This window comes from Undibacter mobilis, assembly GCF_003367195.1.
In the GTDB taxonomy this organism is placed as follows: domain Bacteria; phylum Pseudomonadota; class Alphaproteobacteria; order Rhizobiales; family Xanthobacteraceae; genus Pseudolabrys; species Pseudolabrys mobilis.
In genome coordinates this window covers 203,162-219,090 of record NZ_QRGO01000002.1, presented here as the reverse complement: position 1 = coordinate 219,090, position 15,929 = coordinate 203,162, and the positions used below count along the sequence as shown (strand labels likewise).

At 63.7% G+C, this 15,929-nt stretch carries 14 protein-coding genes; 8 read left to right on the top strand and 6 right to left on the bottom strand.

Annotated elements, in window-relative coordinates; translation table 11 throughout:
• Window positions 1–12 precede the first annotated feature (12 nt).
• The 3 genes from gor to DXH78_RS15255 all read left to right on the top strand — a co-directional run bounded on the left by gor (window position 13) and on the right by DXH78_RS15255 (window position 4,741).
• Window positions 13–1,422, top strand: coding sequence for a glutathione-disulfide reductase (gene gor, locus DXH78_RS15265; RefSeq protein ID WP_115518512.1), 1,410 nt, complete (start codon window positions 13–15; stop codon window positions 1,420–1,422).
• A 93-nt stretch (window positions 1,423–1,515) separates the two neighbouring features.
• Window positions 1,516–2,898 (top strand): class II 3-deoxy-7-phosphoheptulonate synthase, encoded by a 1,383-nt coding sequence (locus tag DXH78_RS15260; protein WP_115518088.1) that lies wholly within the window; start codon window positions 1,516–1,518, stop codon window positions 2,896–2,898.
• 85 nt (window positions 2,899–2,983) lie between these two features.
• Window positions 2,984–4,741 carry an NAD+ synthase gene (locus DXH78_RS15255; RefSeq protein WP_115518087.1) on the top strand — a complete coding sequence of 586 codons (1,758 nt, stop codon included), beginning with the start codon at window positions 2,984–2,986 and terminating at the stop codon, window positions 4,739–4,741.
• Window positions 4,742–4,850: 109 nt separating this feature from the next.
• Here the strand turns inward: DXH78_RS15255 and DXH78_RS15250 are convergent, their stop codons facing one another.
• The 4 genes from DXH78_RS15250 to DXH78_RS15235 all read right to left on the bottom strand — a co-directional run bounded on the left by DXH78_RS15250 (window position 4,851) and on the right by DXH78_RS15235 (window position 8,085).
• The gene (locus DXH78_RS15250) at window positions 4,851–5,891 is read right to left on the bottom strand and encodes a DUF2865 domain-containing protein (RefSeq protein ID WP_115518086.1); all 1,041 of its coding nucleotides are present in this window, start codon (window positions 5,889–5,891) and stop codon (window positions 4,851–4,853) included.
• A 74-nt stretch (window positions 5,892–5,965) separates the two neighbouring features.
• Window positions 5,966–6,847 carry a DMT family transporter gene (locus DXH78_RS15245; RefSeq protein ID WP_245416893.1) on the bottom strand — a complete coding sequence of 294 codons (882 nt, stop codon included), beginning with the start codon at window positions 6,845–6,847 and terminating at the stop codon, window positions 5,966–5,968.
• A 41-nt stretch (window positions 6,848–6,888) separates the two neighbouring features.
• A complete protein-coding gene (gene maiA, locus DXH78_RS15240; protein ID WP_115518084.1) occupies window positions 6,889–7,536 on the bottom strand; it encodes a maleylacetoacetate isomerase in 648 nt (215 codons plus the stop codon).
• A 45-nt stretch (window positions 7,537–7,581) separates the two neighbouring features.
• Window positions 7,582–8,085, bottom strand: coding sequence for a MarR family winged helix-turn-helix transcriptional regulator (locus tag DXH78_RS15235; protein ID WP_168192849.1), 504 nt, complete (start codon window positions 8,083–8,085; stop codon window positions 7,582–7,584).
• Window positions 8,086–8,272: 187 nt separating this feature from the next.
• On the opposite strand from DXH78_RS15235, the gene DXH78_RS15230 reads away from it, so the two are divergent.
• Window positions 8,273–8,716 (top strand): DoxX family protein, encoded by a 444-nt coding sequence (locus DXH78_RS15230; RefSeq protein WP_115518082.1) that lies wholly within the window; start codon window positions 8,273–8,275, stop codon window positions 8,714–8,716.
• Here DXH78_RS15230 and DXH78_RS15225 read toward each other — a convergent pair.
• Both DXH78_RS15225 and DXH78_RS15220 read right to left on the bottom strand, forming a co-directional pair.
• Entirely contained in the window at window positions 8,713–10,932 is a 2,220-nt protein-coding gene (locus tag DXH78_RS15225) for a hybrid sensor histidine kinase/response regulator (protein WP_115518081.1), read from the bottom strand. The two genes, DXH78_RS15230 and DXH78_RS15225, sit on opposite strands and share 4 nt — an antisense overlap.
• 145 nt (window positions 10,933–11,077) lie before the next feature.
• Window positions 11,078–11,389: a hypothetical protein gene (locus DXH78_RS15220; protein WP_115518080.1), complete on the bottom strand. Its 312-nt coding sequence runs from the start codon at window positions 11,387–11,389 to the stop codon at window positions 11,078–11,080.
• A gap of 352 nt (window positions 11,390–11,741) precedes the next feature.
• Between DXH78_RS15220 and cysS the strand changes: the two genes are divergently transcribed.
• From cysS to cimA, 4 genes are all read left to right on the top strand, one after another.
• Window positions 11,742–13,106, top strand: a complete 1,365-nt coding sequence (gene cysS / locus DXH78_RS15215; RefSeq protein WP_115518079.1) for a cysteine--tRNA ligase — start codon at window positions 11,742–11,744, stop codon at window positions 13,104–13,106.
• A 22-nt stretch (window positions 13,107–13,128) separates the two neighbouring features.
• On the top strand, window positions 13,129–13,599 hold the full coding sequence (locus DXH78_RS15210) for a GFA family protein (RefSeq protein ID WP_115518078.1): 471 nt from the start codon (window positions 13,129–13,131) through the stop codon (window positions 13,597–13,599).
• Entirely contained in the window at window positions 13,599–14,111 is a 513-nt protein-coding gene (locus DXH78_RS15205) for a GNAT family N-acetyltransferase (RefSeq protein WP_115518077.1), read from the top strand. Before DXH78_RS15210 ends, DXH78_RS15205 begins: the two co-directional genes overlap by 1 nt.
• A 206-nt stretch (window positions 14,112–14,317) precedes the next feature.
• Window positions 14,318–15,913, top strand: a complete 1,596-nt coding sequence (cimA, locus tag DXH78_RS15200; RefSeq protein ID WP_115518076.1) for a citramalate synthase — start codon at window positions 14,318–14,320, stop codon at window positions 15,911–15,913.
• Window positions 15,914–15,929 lie beyond the last annotated feature (16 nt).

Genomic DNA, 15,929 nt, shown 5'->3' with positions numbered 1-15,929 from the left:
GCTCAGGCGGCCATGGCACCTTCTTCAAAGTCTCCCTACGACGTCGATCTGTTCGTTATCGGCGCGGGCTCCGGTGGCGTGCGCGCCGCGCGCATTGCTGCCAGCTACGGCGCGCGGGTGATGATCGCGGAAGAATTCCGCGTCGGCGGCACCTGCGTCATTCGCGGCTGCGTACCAAAGAAGCTTCTGGTTTACGCCTCGCGTTTTTCCCACGATTTCGAGGATGCCGCCGGTTTCGGCTGGACTGTGTCGGAGGCCAGTTTTTCCTGGTCGACCTTGATCGCCAACAAGGACCGTGAAATCGACCGCCTCGAGGCGGCCTATGTCGCTACGCTCGAGCGGTGGAAGGTCAAGATCGTGCGCAGCCGCGCGGTGATCGAGGATGCCCACACCATTCGTCTGGCCAATGGCGACAAGGTCACCGCCGATAACATCCTGATTGCCACTGGCGGCTGGCCGCATATGGGCCCCCACATTCCCGGCCTTGAGCACGCCATCTCGTCGAACGAGGCGCTGCATCTTCCCGAACTGCCGAAGCGCATCGTGGTGCAGGGCGGTGGCTACATCGCGGTCGAGTTCGCCTGCATCTTCGCCGGCATGGGCAGCGAAGTGACGTTGGTCTATCGCGGCGAGAATATCCTGCGCGGCTTCGATGACGATGTTCGCGAACATCTGCGCAACGAGATGCAGGAGCGCGGCATCAAGGTGCTGTGCGGTCACACGGTGACCGCGATCGACAAAACGGGTGACGAATACGTTACCCATCTTTCCGACGATCGGAAGATCGCCTGCGACAAGGTGCTGTTCGCCATCGGCCGCCGGCCGAACTGCATGGGCATCGGCATGGAAAACCTCGGCATACGCTGCCACGAACACGGCGGCATCGAGGTCGACGAATACTCACGCACGGCGGTTCCCAATGTCTATGCCGTCGGCGATGTCACCAACCGCGTCAATCTCACGCCGGTGGCGATCCGCGAAGGCCATGCCTTCGCCGACACGGTCTTCGGCGGCAAGCCGACGCGGGTCGATCACGCCGACGTCCCGACGGCAGTCTTCTCGGAGCCGGAACTCGGCGTCATCGGCCTCACCGAGGCGCAGGCGCGCGAGACGCTCGACAAGGTCGACGTCTACAAGACCTCCTTCCGGCCCATGAAGGCGACCCTGTCCGGCCGTGCGACCCGGGTCTTCATGAAGTTGCTGGTCGACGGTGTGACCGGCCGGGTGGTCGGTTGCCATATCGCCGGCCCGGACGCTGCCGAACTGATCCAGTTGATCGGCATCGCCGTGAAAATGGGGGCGACCAAGGCCGATTTCGACGCCACCATGGCGGTCCACCCGACCATGGCCGAGGAACTGGTGACGATGCGGGACAAGGCGGCCTCCTACAGCCGCGAAACCGCTGGCAAGGCCGCGGAATAGGGCGCCGGCCAAGGTTAACGCTGCCCGCTCTATTGGCTGGCGCTGCGTGACCTAATTTGTGTATAACCCCGCAAAATTGCTGGAGTAAGTGCGATGCCCGAACGTTGGGCGCCCGATAGCTGGCGCAACAAGCCCATCATGCAGGTGCCGGATTACCCGGACCAGCAGCTGTTGGCCGATACCGAGAAGCAACTGGCGACCTTCCCGCCGCTGGTGTTTGCCGGCGAGGCCCGCAACCTGAAGAAGTCGCTGGCGCGCGTCGCCGCGGGTGAGGCTTTCCTGCTCCAGGGCGGCGACTGTGCCGAGAGCTTTGCTGAGCACGGCGCCAACAACATCCGCGATTTCTTCCGCGTCTTCCTGCAGATGGCGATCGTGCTGACCTATGCCGGTGCGTCGCCGGTGGTGAAGGTCGGCCGTATTGCCGGCCAGTTCGCCAAGCCGCGTTCGTCGCCGACCGAGAAGAAAGACGGCATCGAGCTGCCAAGCTATCGCGGCGACATCATCAACGACATCGCCTTCACGCCGGAAGCGCGCATGCCCGATCCGCGCCGGCAGATGGACGCCTATCGGCAGTCGGCCGCGACGCTGAACCTGCTGCGCGCTTTTGCCAAGGGCGGTTACGCTTCGGTCGAGAACGTGCATCGCTGGATGATCCAGTCGGTGTCCGACAGCCCGCAGTCGAAGGCTTACGCCGATCTTGCCGATCGCGTCTCCGGCGCGCTCGATTTCATGCGCGCCTGCGGCCTGACCTTCGCGGTCGACAGCACACTCGGCACCACCGATTTCTACACCAGCCATGAGGCGCTGCTGCTCGGCTACGAGCAGGCGCTGACCCGCATCGACTCGACCACGGGCGACTGGTACGCGACCTCCGGCCACATGATCTGGATCGGCGACCGCACGCGCCAGCCCGATCACGCGCACATCGAATATGCGCGCGGCATCAAGAATCCGCTCGGTCTCAAGTGCGGCCCGTCGCTGAAGGCGGAAGATCTTCTGCGCCTCATCGACATTCTCAATCCGGACAACGAGCCGGGCCGCCTGACGCTGATCGGCCGCTTCGGCGCCGAGAAGGTCGGCGAGCATTTGCCGGCGCTGGTCCGCGCGGTGAAGCGCGAGGGTCGCAGCGTCATCTGGTCGTGCGATCCGATGCACGGCAACACCATCACCTCGGCGTCGGGCTACAAGACCCGGCCGTTCGATCTGATCCTCAAAGAGGTGCGCTCGTTCTTCGACGTTCATGCTGCCGAAGGCACCCATGCCGGCGGCGTGCATCTGGAAATGACCGGGCAGAATGTCACCGAATGCACCGGCGGCGCGCGCGCGATTTCCGACAACGATCTCAACGACCGCTACCACACGGTCTGCGATCCGCGGCTCAATGCCGAGCAGGCGATCGATCTCTCCTTCCTGCTGGCCGACCGGCTGCGCAAGGAGCGTTCGGCGCATCCGTTGCCGGCGGTGGCCGGCCTTTAAGGCCGGCCCGCAGAAGGGCATTGCAGGCCTGACCTGCGGGGACCGGCCATTGCCGCCCGGGACGACGAGGCGATAGAGATTTCGTATGAACACCCGCCCCGCCGACCGACTGGCGATCGCTTGCGCGCAGCTTAACCCGATTGTCGGCGACATCGCCGGCAACGGCGCCAAGGTGCGCCGCGCCCGCGACGAGGCGGCCGGGCAGGGTGCCGATGTCGTCGTCTTCCCCGAACTGTTCATCTCCGGCTATCCGCCGGAGGACCTGGTGCTCAAGCCGGCGTTTCAGGCAGCGTGCCGGGCCGAGATCGAGAAGCTGGCGCGCGAGACCGCTGCCGGCGGTCCGGCGCTGGTTGTCGGGACGCCATGGGTCGAGGCGGGCAAGCTTTATAATGCGGTGGCGTTGCTCGAGGGCGGCCGCATCACGGCGTTGCGTTTCAAGGTCAACCTGCCGAACTACGGCGTCTTCGACGAGGCGCGCGTCTTCGCGCCGGGGCCGTTGCCCGGGCCGGTGAACTTCCGCGGCGTTCGTCTCGGCATTCCGGTGTGCGAGGACATCTGGACCGAGTCCGGTGATTACGAAGACGTCGTCGAGTGCCTCGCCGAGACCGGCGCCGAAATCCTGTTGGTGCCCAACGGTTCGCCTTATGACCGTGCCAAGGACGAGGTGCGCCTCAACATCGCGGTGGCCCGCGTTACGGAACAGAACCTGCCGCTGCTTTACGTCAACCAGGTCGGCGGGCAGGACGAACTGATTTTCGACGGCGCCTCGTTCGCGCTTAATGCCGATCGTTCGCTGGCATTCCAGCTCGCGGCGTTCGAAGAATCCGTCGTCACCACGCAATGGCTGCGCGGGGACGATGGCTGGGTCTGCGAGAAGGGGCCTTTCGTCGCCGCGCTCGAAGACGACCACGCCGACTATGCGGCCTGCGTGCTGGGCCTGCGCGACTACGTCAACAAAAACGGTTTCCCGGGCGTTGTCATCGGACTGTCGGGCGGCATCGACTCCGCGCTGGTCGCGGCCATGGCGGTCGATGCGCTGGGCGCGGAACGCGTGCGCTGCGTGATGCTGCCGTACAAATACACGGCTCAGGAATCGCTCGACGATGCGGCGGCCTGCGCCAAGGCGCTTCGTGTCCCTTCCGAAATCCTGCCGATCGGACCGGCGGTCGAAGGTCTGGAGAAGGCACTGGCCACGGCCTTTGCCGAAACGCAGCGCGACGTGACCGAAGAGAATTTGCAGTCGCGCGCGCGTGGCACCATCCTCATGGCCATCTCCAACAAGTTCAACCTGATGGTCGTGACCACCGGCAACAAGTCGGAAATGTCGGTCGGCTATGCCACGCTCTACGGCGACATGAACGGTGGCTTCAACCCGATCAAGGATCTCTACAAGACGCAGGTGTTCCGTCTGTCGCGCCTGCGCAATCAGTGGAAGCCGTCTTTCGCGCTAGGCCCCGACGGCGTCGTCATTCCCGATGCGATCATCGTGCGGCCGCCGACCGCGGAATTGCGTGAGAACCAGAAGGACGAGGATTCACTGCCGCCATACAGCGTGCTCGATCCGATCCTGGAGGCTCTGGTCGAGCGCGAGGAGCCGGTGTCCAGAATCATCGCCGCCGGTTTTGCCCGCGACACGGTGCTGCGCGTCGAGCGCCTCTTGCACATCGCGGAATACAAACGCCGGCAGGCGGCGCCCGGCGTGAAGGTGACTCGGAAGAATTTCGGCCGCGACCGGCGCTATCCGATCACCAACCGCTTCCGCGATACCGGCGAGCCGCTACCGAAAGCGGATGCTTCGCTGATCACCGGCCAGCCGGCGAAGTCGGAAGCTTTCGATTTTTAGGTTTTGATCTCAAGCGAGGCGCCATTCTCCGTTCATTCCTGCGAAAGCGGGAATCCAGTTCTTCTTCTGGGTCCCCGCTTTTGCGGGGACGAACGGGCGGGCGGCCCTTCTACTGCTGCCGTTGCGGCACGAAGGTCGGGCCCACCGAACGCACGTCGTTAGTGGACGGCTGCGCCGCCGATTGCGGCTGCTGAGCGGCGGCCGGGGCCTGCGGGCGGATCGGTTTGCCGTCGGCGCCGCGTGGCTGCGACAGGCGCTTGGCGCTTTCCTCGGTAACGACGACATCGCCCGGTGCCAAGGTCTGGTCACCGCCAATCACCTTCATCGCCTCGGCCCAGCTTTCGCCGGGACGGCGGCAGCCGCAGGATTTGTCGAGTGCTTTCCGATAGGCAAACGCGTTCGGCAGCGATGTGTAGGGCTGGCCGTCGAGCGAGACCGCCTGGTTCACCTCTTCGCCGGGGTTGTGATAGACGTAAAGCTGCACCTGCGCCGCCGGACATGAGCGCTGGCAGGTCTGCGCATCCTCGTTGAAGCGGTCCGGCGAGGTCGCGTAGGAAATCGGGAAATAATAGCCGTCGCAGCTTCGCACGCAGATCGTGCGGTAGGTGCCGCCCATCTGACCTTGCGGCGTCGAGTAGATGCCGCTGTTGGTGTTGCCGCCGAACAGCCGGTCGAAGAAACCGCCTTGCTGGCCTTGAGCCGCCGCCGAGCGATATTGCGCGCCGCAATTATTGTCGCCCAGCGCGATCAGCAGCGACTGCCGCTGCGCCATGCGTTCGGTATTGCCGCCGGTCAACTGTTCGAGCTCCACCTGCAGCCGCTCCAGCGTCGAGCGCTGCTGGCCGACCTGGCGGGTGATGCCGCCGCACTGTGGCGGTGGGTTGGAGAAGATAGAGAAAAACCCCGAGCTTTCGCACCCGTTCTGGCGGCTCTGCGACACCAGACGGTCGACCTCGTATTGTTGGCGGTTGACCGCGTCCTCGGCCCGCCGGATGCGATCGGCGCGCGCCGGATCGGCGTTGCCGCGATCCAGCGAGGCCAATTGCGCCTCGAGCCGCTGGCAGGTCGGGTTGGCCGATTGCGCCTGTGCGCCGGATACCACGGCGAGGGCGGCGATGGCTGCGAGGGCGGGACGAGTGAAAGCGTTCATGCAGCGAACTCTAATAGGAGAATCGTGGCCAAGCGAGGACACCCGTTGGCCGAGAACAGGGGCCCGGCGCGGCCTCATGTCGCCGGCGCGCGTTCGGAACGGAGGTTCCAGAGCACCCCGGCAATGATGATTAGCGCGCCCACCAGCACCCAGATATCGAGCACTTCGCCATAGAAAGCCCATCCCACGACGGCGATGATCGGAATGCGCATAAAGTCCATCGGCACCACGAGCGTGGCGTCGCCAGCGCGGAATGCATTGCTCAAACAGTAATGGGAGGTCAAGCCCGACAGGCCGACGCCGATTGCGGGCAAAATGTGGCGCAGATCGTAAAGACCGGCGTCCAGAAACACCGCCGGGTTGCTGCCGATGAGGGATAGTGGAAGCTGGATCAGGGCCATCCAGAAAATGATGCTGAACGTCGATTGCGTGCCGGTGAGCGACTTGGTCATGATCATCATCAGCGCGAAGCCGATCGCCGCCAGGAGGACGAAGCCGGCAGCCGGATTGAAGCTGGCAATGCCGGGCCGCAAGATCACCAGGATGCCGATCAGCCCTAATATCACGACGCCGATGCGGCCCGGCGTCAGTCTCTCGCCGAGAAACCAGGTGGCGAGCAGGGCGGTCCAGGCCGGGGTCGTAAATTCGAGCGCAAACACCAAAGCAAGCGGCAGCATGGTCACGCCATACGCCCATGCGAACTGCGCCCCGTAATGGATGGTGTTGCGCACCACATTGAAGCCCAAGCGATGTGGCCGCACCTGAACACGCAGGTCAGGCCGCACCAGCAGCAGAAAACCCAGAATAGCCAGAGCCGTGGCGCTGCGGATGGTGAAGATTTCGAAAATGCTCAGGCCGACGCGCGACAATTCGCGGATCGACACCGCCATCGCCGAAAACGACAGCAAGGCGCCGGCCATCCACAACACGACGCGGGCGATATGAGAGCCACTCACCGGCCGGACTTTCTGGTTTGATGGGGAAGGTGCGTCCGCTACTACTCGGCGTCCGGCTGGTTCTCGGGCCGCGCCTTGTCGAAGGCCGGCAGTTTCAGGCAGGCGGCTTCGACCGCGACGATCTTCGGAAAGGCATCGAGGGGCACTTTGAGCCGCCGCGCATTGAATACCTGCGGCACCAGGCAAATATCGGCCAGCGTTACATGGGAGCCGAAGCAATAGGGGCCAGATACATTCACTTGCTCAATCATCTTCTCGATCGCGTTGAAGCCTTCGATCACCCAGTGATGATACCAGGTGTCGATCGCGGCCTGCTCTTGATCGAGATTGCGCTTCAGGTAGCGCAGCACGCAAAGATTATTGAGCGGATGAATATCGCAGGCGACGATCTGCGCCGCCGAGCGCACGCGGGCGCGGTCGAGGGCCTCGGCCGGCAGGAACGGCGGATCGGGAAAGACCTCGTCGAGATAGTCGATGATGGCCAGCGACTGCGTGAGCACTTCGCCGCCGGACAATTCGAGCGCCGGCACGCGCATCTGCGGATTGATGGCGCGGAAGGTGTCGGAGAATTGTCGCCCGCCATCCTTGGTGAGATGGATCGACTCCATCTCGTAGGGCAGGCCCTTGAGATTGAGGGCGATGCGGACGCGATAGGCGGCGGACGAGCGGAAATAGCTGTAGAGCTTCACGAGCGGCGTTCCCCGGCAACTTCAATCGACGGTTTTGCCGGCAACCTAACCGGCTTTGGCCGGCTTGGCGATATCTTCGGCCATCGCGCCGGACCGTTCCGTCAATTGCGTGAGCACGCGGCAGAACGCCTCGCGGTCGGACGGGTCGATCGATGCGAGCAGCCGGTTGACGAATTCGACCGCCTGCGGTGCCACATCGTCGTAAATGGCACGGCCTTCCGGCGTCAGCGACAGGAAAGCCTCGCGCAGATCGGCGGCATTGGCCCGCCGCGTCACGAAACTGCGCTGCTCAAGGCCGGCGACGGCGCGGGACACCTTGGTCTTGTGCATCTGGCCGTGGGCGCCGATTTCCTTGGCGGTCAACTGGCCGAATTCGCCGAGGATGACGATGACGCGCCATTCGGGCACGCCGATCTGGTAGCGCTCGGCATAAATCCGCGACAGCGCCGTGGAGACGCTGCCGGAGCACATGTTCAGCCGGTGCGGCAGAAATTCATCGAGCTTGAGCGTCAGTGCGAACTCCGCCTGATCCGGGGGGATCCCTGACATCGCCGGTTTGTGCATCGCGCCGCTGCGTCCTCTGGCCGGCAGGTCCTGAGCTATCGGCCGGTCAATGCTAATGAATTTACCCATGTTGCAATGCTCTGCAACCTTCTTGGAAACATTCTAATCGCTTGACTCTGCGCATCCGGTTCCGAATCCGATACCTTTTGCCGCCGGCCATGGAGTTCCGCTGATGCCGAATGAACCGCGTCTGCTGATTCCGGCCCTTGGCGGGCTCTACCGGTCGCTCGCGCCGGTGACCGAAGCGCTGGTCCGCCTGTGCGCCGGCCTGTCGCTGGCGGCGCATGGCTATCCCAAGCTGTTCGGCGCAACGGCTGCGAACGTGGCTTTCTTCGAACAGGCCGGATTTCACCCGCCGCTGTTCTGGACCATTCTGACCGGGCTCACCGAATTCGGCGGCGGGCTGTGCCTGGCCCTTGGTCTGCTGACGCGGCTTGCTGCGCTGCCGGTGCTGGTCTTCCTCGCGGTGGCTATCAAATTTCACGCCGCCAACGGCTTCTACTGGAACAATCTCGGCTTCGAATATCCGCTGTTCTGGGCGCTGGTGGTGCTGCACGTCCTGGTGCGCGGCGGCGGACGCTTCTCGATAGACCGGCTGCTCGGCCGCGAGATTTAGGCCTTCTCGGGCGGCTTCTCGCCGTCGAGCATTTCACGCAGTTTCTTCGCCAGCGCCTCGGTGGTGAACGGCTTGGTCAAAAGATCGACGTCGCTGTCCAGCCGGCCGTGATGGATGATGGCGTTGCGCGTGTAGCCAGTGGCGAACAGCACCGGCAGGTTGGGGTGCGTTCGCTTCACCGCATTGGCGAGTTCGCGGCCGTTCATGCCGCCGGGCAGAATGACATCGGTGAACAAGAGCGCGATGTCCGGCATCGTCTTGATTTTCTCCAGCGCCTCGGCCGCGGTCGCCGCATGTGTGACGCGGTAGCCGATATCGCTGAGCGCATCGACGACGAAACGGCTGACATCGGCATCGTCCTCGACGAGCAGGATCGCTTCGGAGTGTTCGCCGGAACCGGGCGCTATCGGCTCGGCACTGTCTTCCCACGCCGGGAAGGCCGATGGATCTGATAGCCGCGGGAAATACATCTTGATCGATGTGCCCTGGCCGATCTCGCTGTAGATTTGGATATGGCCGTGTGACTGTTTGACGAAGCCATACACCATGCTGAGGCCGAGGCCCGAACCGGCGCCGGCCGGCTTGGTGGTGAAGAACGGATCGAAGGCGCGGTCGCGTACGTCCAGGCTCATGCCGGTGCCGGTATCGCTGACGGCGACCAGGACGAATTGACCGGCCTCCACCTCGGCGCCCGATTGTCGGACATAGGTTTCGTCGAGATAGGCGTTGGATGTCTCGATCGTCAGCCGTCCGCCATCCGGCATGGCGTCGCGGGCATTGACCGCGAGATTGAGGATCGCGCTCTCCAACTGATTGGGATCGAGAGCCGTGTTCCACAGCCCGCTGGCCAGCACGGTCTCGACGCGCACGGTCTCGCCGATGGCCCGGTGCAGGATCTCCGACATCTCGTTGACCAGCCGGTTGACGTTGACCGCCTTCACCTCCTGCGGATGCTGCCGCGAGAAGGTCAGCAGCCGCTGCACCAGCGTGGCGGCGCGCATGGAGGCCTGACGGATGGCGTTGAGCGAATTGGCGACGCGGGCGTCTGTCGACGTGTTGCGCCGCAGCGCCAGTTCGATATTGCCGATGATGGCCGTGAGCAGATTGTTGAAGTCGTGCGCGATGCCGCCGGTGAGGCGGCCGACCGCGTCCATCTTCTGCGCCTGACGCAGCGCGAGTTCTGTGGATTGCCGCCGCGCCGCTTCCTGCCGCAATTGCGCGTTGACGATCGCCTCGCGCCGCGCCTGCCGCAGGGCGAACATGCCGAGGCCGGCCATCATCAGCGTTGCCGGAATGCCGAAGATCAGGTGCGCGGCCATGGCGTGCAGCCATTTGGCGCGGATACGGGAGACGTCCAGCGCGGCGTAGACATAGACATCGTGGCCCGGCAGCTTGCTGTAGGCGCCGATACGGCGCTGGCTGTCGACCGATGATGAGCCATCGGTAACGCCGCTTTCGGGACTGGCGGCGATCGCGCGCATGAAGATCGAACCGGGGGCCGAGCGTTTGAATTCGGAATTGGCCGGGAAGCGCGCCAGCGCCACGCCATCGTTGCGCACCAGGCCCGCGACCGTCAGGTCGCTGCGGGGCAGGCTGGCATAGTAATTCGAGAAATACTCCGGCGCGATCGATACCAGGTAGACGCCGTCGAAGCGGCCATCGGCCGTCAAGCGCTTGCGCGTGATGGCGAAGAATTCGGTCGCCGCCGCGCGGGCCTCGATCACTTCGCTGATGTAGGTGTCGACGTCGGGGTTCCGATGCGCCTGGAAATAGGCGCGATCCGACAGATCGAGATCGCGCGGCAAGGGATTGACCGTGCCGGCCACCAGCGGTTTGCCATTGCCGTCGATGACCCAGAGATCGCGCAACTGCGGCAGCGTCGCAATGAAGTTCCTGATGCGCTTGCTGTACTCCGCCTCGTTGCCGCGGATTGTCGCGTCAGGCGTATCGTTGAACAGCTCTTCGAGATAGCGCTCGCTGATGGCGAAAGTCTCAAAGACCTTGCTGGCATGTTCCTGCATGGCGGCGACGGTGCGCTGCAGGCGATCGGTCGCTTCGGAAACATGCTGCCCGTAGGAAATCCAGCCCGCGATGACATAAATAACGATGGGAAAAATAACCGACGCCGCGATCAGCAGCTTCAACGGCCGCTCGGCACGGCTGACCGTGCTCTCGGCCGCCACCGGCGGGCTTTGAGGTTCGCGTGCCTTGACCATGGACTCTTGCGTCGGAAGAAGCAGGAGTTCCTTGGTACCGGGCTCTCACCGATAACTCAACCGCAGCCGCGCATTCACGGCCGTATAAACCCAGCAAAAAAATTTGCGAGGCGATGGAACTTTTTTGACGTAACGAATGCCGCGATTAGCGCGAGCAAACGATGGCGACGACGTCGTCGCAACTCGCGCCCTTGCAACCGCCCGAGCCGCCGGCCGGAATGGCGCCCGTGATGTCGTCGCGATCGACCTTGCTGAACGACATGGCGGTGGCGAAGTTTTGGCTGCGGCAATAGGCGGCCGCGGCCGGCGCGCCGCAGGCCGCGCCGTTGGCGAGGCAGCGATCGACGCCATAGCCGCCGACGTCGGCACTGATGATGAACATCTTGCGCTCGGCCTGAGCGGTCCCGGCGAAGGCGAGGCCGGACAGCAAGGCGAGGCTGACGAGGAGGCGACGCATGGGCACATCCGTTCCTTGTCGCGCGCTTGGGGGCGGCGCGGATCGATCGAGGGTTTGTCGGTGAAATTCCAGCCGCTAAAATGCAGCGCACTTTCTTAAAACCCGTTTAACCGGTGCGGCGATTCCGGGGATTGGCACAAGTATTTATTTTTACTACAGAATTCTACGGGCGCTTGACGCTTGCCGGACAATTTGCGCAATGTGCGGCCCAATGAACGGCCTGACCCTCATCCGCGGCATTTGCCGCCAGATTATTAGCTAGCGCGAAATCGCTGGCTGAGGCCGTCTTTTCTCGAATCGAGATACAAAGGGACGCCCCGGCCAGCGGGCTCGCCGGCTATTGGTGACCCTTATGGAATTGCGGCTCTACGATACGCTCTCGCGCGAAAAGCGGGTGTTTGCCCCCATCGATCCGTCAAACGTGCGGATGTATGTGTGCGGGCCGACGGTCTATGACTACGCCCATATCGGCAATGCGCGGCCGGTCATCGTCTTCGATGTGCTGTTCCGGCTGCTTCGCCATATCTACGGCGAAGGCCACGTCAAATATGTCCGCAACATCACCGACGTCGACGACAAGATCAATGCGCGCGCCGCCGAGCGCGGCATCGATATCCGCGAGCTGACCGAAGAGACCTACAGGAATTTCAAGGACGACGTCGCAGCGCTGGGCTGCCTGCCGCCGACCGTGGAGCCGCGCGCCACCGAGCACATCGAGGAGATGAAGACGATCATCGAACGTCTCATCGCCGCCGGCCACGCCTATGTCGCCGAAGACAATGTGCTGTTCAACGTGCCGTCGATGACGGACTACGGCCAGCTCTCCAAGCGGCCGATGGATGAGATGATCGCCGGCGCCCGCGTCGAGGTCGCGCCCTACAAGAAGGACGCCCAGGACTTCGTGCTATGGAAGCCGTCGAAGGCCGGCGAGCCGGGTTGGCCGTCGCCGGGCGGCATCAAGACGCCGGGTCGTCCGGGCTGGCATATCGAATGCTCGGCGATGTCGTGGAAACATCTCGGCGAGACCTTCGACGTTCACGGCGGCGGCATCGACCTCGTGTTTCCGCATCACGAGAACGAAATCGCGCAATCGCGCTGTGCCTTCCATCAGAGCGTGATGGCGAATTACTGGATGCATAACGGCTTCCTTCAGGTGGAAGGCGAGAAGATGTCGAAGAGCCTCGGCAACTTCATCACCATCCGGGACGTGCTGAAGGACTGGCCGGGCGAGGTGGTGCGTTTCAACATGCTCAAGACGCATTACCGCCAGCCGATCGACTGGACGGTGAAGAGCCTCGAGGAAAGCTGGAAGACGCTCGACGACTGGTACTGGATCGCGAATGACGCGGCCGGTGAGGCGATCTCGGCGCCGGTTCTCGAAGCGTTATGCGACGATCTCAACACCCATCAGGTCATCACGGCGCTACACAGCCTGCGCAACCGTATCCAGGGCGGCGAAGACGCGCTGCGCGGCGAATTCGCCGGCACCTTGCGGGCGCTCGGCTTCCTGCGTGAGAGCGCTGCGGCCTGGGCGGGGCGCCGGCAGAGCGGCAGCGGCGTCGATGCGGCCCAGGTCGAAGGTTTGATTGCCGCGCGCAAGGCGGCGCGTCTGTCGAAGAACTTCGCCGAATCCGATCGCATCCGCGACGAGCTCGCCGCCATGGGTGTCGTGCTCAAGGACTCCAAGGAAGGCACCACCTGGGAGATCGCGCGATGAACGCGCATTGGGAGATCGCGCGATGACAGCGATGCACTCCGGCGGCTGCCAGTGCGGCGCGGTGCGTTATCGCGGCTCGGATTTCGGCCGTTCGTCGATCTGCCATTGCCGCATGTGTCAGAAGGCGTTCGGTTCGCCCTTCGCGCTGCTGGTGACGGTGCGGGATCTGGAATGGACGCGCGGCCAGCCGAAACGCTATCGCTCGTCGAACAAGGTCGAGCGCGGCTTCTGCGCCGATTGCGGCACGCCGCTGACCTATGAATATGGTGGCCCGACCGAAATCGCGGTCTGCACTTTCGACGATCCCTCGGTCGCGCCGCCGACCATTCAGGTCAACCCGGAAAGCAAGCAGCCGTTCTTCGATGGCCTTTGCACGCTGCCGACGCGACCGGAAGGCGCCGAGCCGCAGCAGGAAGCGTTCAAGGCTTCGATCGTTTCGCATCAGCATCCCGACCGCGACACGGCTGAGTGGCCGCCGCAAGGGGGGCGTTGATGGCGACGGCGACACCGAAACTGGCGCTGCGGCCGTTCCTGCCCACGGATACGCCTATGCTTGCGGAAATCTTCCGCGACAGCATCCTCGAACTTACCGGCGACGATTACAGCGAGGCGCAGCAGGAGGCGTGGGTGTCCCGCGCCGACGATCTGGAGGCCTTTGCGGGCCGCCTCGGCAAACAGCTCACCTTGATTGCGACGCTCGATGGTTCGCCCGCGGCTTTCGCCTCGCTCGCCGGCAACACGACGATCGACATGCTGTACGTGCATCCGGCGGCCAGCGGGCAGGGCGCGGCCAGGCTGCTCGTCGATGCGCTGGAGAAGCTCGCCGGCGCCCGCGGTGCAGAGAAGCTCACGGTCGATGCCAGCGACACCGCGCGCGGCTTCTTCGAGAAGCGCGGCTACACCGCGCAGCAACGCAATTCGGTGTTGGTCGGTGACGAATGGCTGGCCAATACGACTTTATCAAAGCCGCTCGCGGCGCAAACGGAGGTCTCGCAGCCGTCATGAAGAAACCCGACACGCCGTTTCCGCGCCACTGGCTCTATTATATCGCACTCAAGGTCGTTGTGATCGCCGCAGCGGTCGCGGTGGCGACCAAGTATTTCGGTCTCTGGTAGACGCGTCATGCAACGGCATCACGTCATCATGGCCGGCGTTGCGCTGCTGGTCGCCATCGCATTGGCGGCAAATTATTATCTCTGGTGAGGCGTATCATGTCCCGCGAGCGGCTTTATTTGTTCGACACGACCCTGCGCGACGGTGCGCAGACCAATGGCGTTGACTTCACGCTCGCGGACAAGGTCGCCATTGCCGCCATGCTCGACGATCTCGGCATCGACTATGTCGAAGGCGGGTATCCCGGCGCCAACGCCACCGACACTGAACTCTTCGCGCAGAGCCGTCCGCACAAAGGCAAGTTCACCGCCTTCGGCATGACGCGTCGCCCCGGGCGCTCGGCGTCGAACGATCCCGGCATCGCCGCGCTCATCGAGGCCAAGGCCGACGCCATCTGTTTCGTCGCCAAGAGTTGGGACTATCACGTCAAGGTGGCGCTCGAGACCACGCTCGATGAAAACCTCGCTTCGATCCGCGACACTGTGAAGGCCGCCAAGGCCGCGGGCCGGGAGGTGCTGATCGACTGCGAGCATTTTTTCGACGGCTACAAGGCCAATCCGCAGTTCGCGCTGTCCTGCGCCAAGGCAGCTTACGAAGAAGGCGCGCGCTGGGTCGTGCTGTGCGACACCAATGGCGGCACGCTGCCGCATGAAGTCGAGAAGATCGTCGGCGAAGTGGTCAAGGTGATCCCCGGCGATCATGTCGGCATCCACGCACATAACGACACCGAGCAGGCGGTGGCCAATTCGCTCGCCGCGGTGCGCGCCGGCGCGCGGCACATCCAGGGGACGCTCAACGGACTGGGCGAGCGCTGCGGCAACGCCAATCTCGTGTCGATCATTCCGACGCTGAAGCTGAAGAAGGAATATGCCGACAAATTCGATATCGGCATCAGCGACGAGGCGCTCAAGTCGCTCGGCAAGGTGTCGCGCGCGCTGGACGAGCGGCTGAACCGGCCGTCATTCCGCTACGCGCCTTATGTCGGCGAGAATGCCTTTGCCACCAAGGCCGGTATCCACGCCTCCGCCATCATGAAGGAGCCGGAGACCTACGAGCACGTCAGCCCGGATCTGGTCGGCAACAAGCGCAAGGTGCTGGTGTCGGATCAGGCCGGCAAGTCCAACGTGCTCGCCGAACTCGACCGTATCGGTCTCAAGGTCGACAAGGATGATCGCCGCATCGGCCGCTTGCTGGAAATCGTCAAGGAGCGCGAAGCGCTCGGTTATGCCTATGAGGCGGCCGACGCCTCGTTCGAGCTCCTGGCGCGGCGCACGCTCGGCACGGTGCCGAATTACTTCGACGTGTCGCAGTTCGACGTCAATGTCGAGCAGCGCGACAATGCGCTCGGCCAGCGCGTCACCGTGACGATGGCGGTGGTCAAGGTGAAGATCGGCGACGAAAGCATGATCTCGGCGGCCGAAGGCAACGGCCCGGTCAATGCGCTCGACCAGGCTCTGCGCAAGGACCTCGGCAAGTATCAGGACTTTATCAAGGGCCTCAAGCTCACCGATTTCCGCGTTCGTATCCTCAATGGCGGCACGGAAGCCGTGACCCGCGTGCTGATCGAAAGCGAGGACGAGAGCGGCGAGCACTGGACCACCATCGGCGTGTCGCCGAACATCATCGATGCCTCGTTCCAGGCGCTGATGGATTCGATTATCTACAAGCTGGTGAAATCGGGCGCCCCGGCATAGCGCGAGCGGGAGAGGT

What these genes read in the sequence shown, in the direction of transcription:
- DXH78_RS15210 (WP_115518078.1), top strand. Translation starts at nt 13,129, where the DNA reads ATGACAGCGATGCACTCCGGCGGCTGCCAGTGCGGCGCGGTGCGTTAT.
- DXH78_RS15220 (WP_115518080.1), bottom strand. Translation starts at nt 11,389, where the DNA reads ATGCGTCGCCTCCTCGTCAGCCTCGCCTTGCTGTCCGGCCTCGCCTTC.
- cimA (WP_115518076.1), top strand. Translation starts at nt 14,318, where the DNA reads ATGTCCCGCGAGCGGCTTTATTTGTTCGACACGACCCTGCGCGACGGT.
- gor (WP_115518512.1), top strand. Translation starts at nt 13, where the DNA reads ATGGCACCTTCTTCAAAGTCTCCCTACGACGTCGATCTGTTCGTTATC.
- DXH78_RS15225 (WP_115518081.1), bottom strand. Translation starts at nt 10,932, where the DNA reads ATGGTCAAGGCACGCGAACCTCAAAGCCCGCCGGTGGCGGCCGAGAGC.
- DXH78_RS15260 (WP_115518088.1), top strand. Translation starts at nt 1,516, where the DNA reads ATGCCCGAACGTTGGGCGCCCGATAGCTGGCGCAACAAGCCCATCATG.
- DXH78_RS15255 (WP_115518087.1), top strand. Translation starts at nt 2,984, where the DNA reads ATGAACACCCGCCCCGCCGACCGACTGGCGATCGCTTGCGCGCAGCTT.
- DXH78_RS15250 (WP_115518086.1), bottom strand. Translation starts at nt 5,891, where the DNA reads ATGAACGCTTTCACTCGTCCCGCCCTCGCAGCCATCGCCGCCCTCGCC.
- DXH78_RS15230 (WP_115518082.1), top strand. Translation starts at nt 8,273, where the DNA reads ATGCCGAATGAACCGCGTCTGCTGATTCCGGCCCTTGGCGGGCTCTAC.
- cysS (WP_115518079.1), top strand. Translation starts at nt 11,742, where the DNA reads ATGGAATTGCGGCTCTACGATACGCTCTCGCGCGAAAAGCGGGTGTTT.
- DXH78_RS15205 (WP_115518077.1), top strand. Translation starts at nt 13,599, where the DNA reads ATGGCGACGGCGACACCGAAACTGGCGCTGCGGCCGTTCCTGCCCACG.
- DXH78_RS15235 (WP_168192849.1), bottom strand. Translation starts at nt 8,085, where the DNA reads ATGTCAGGGATCCCCCCGGATCAGGCGGAGTTCGCACTGACGCTCAAG.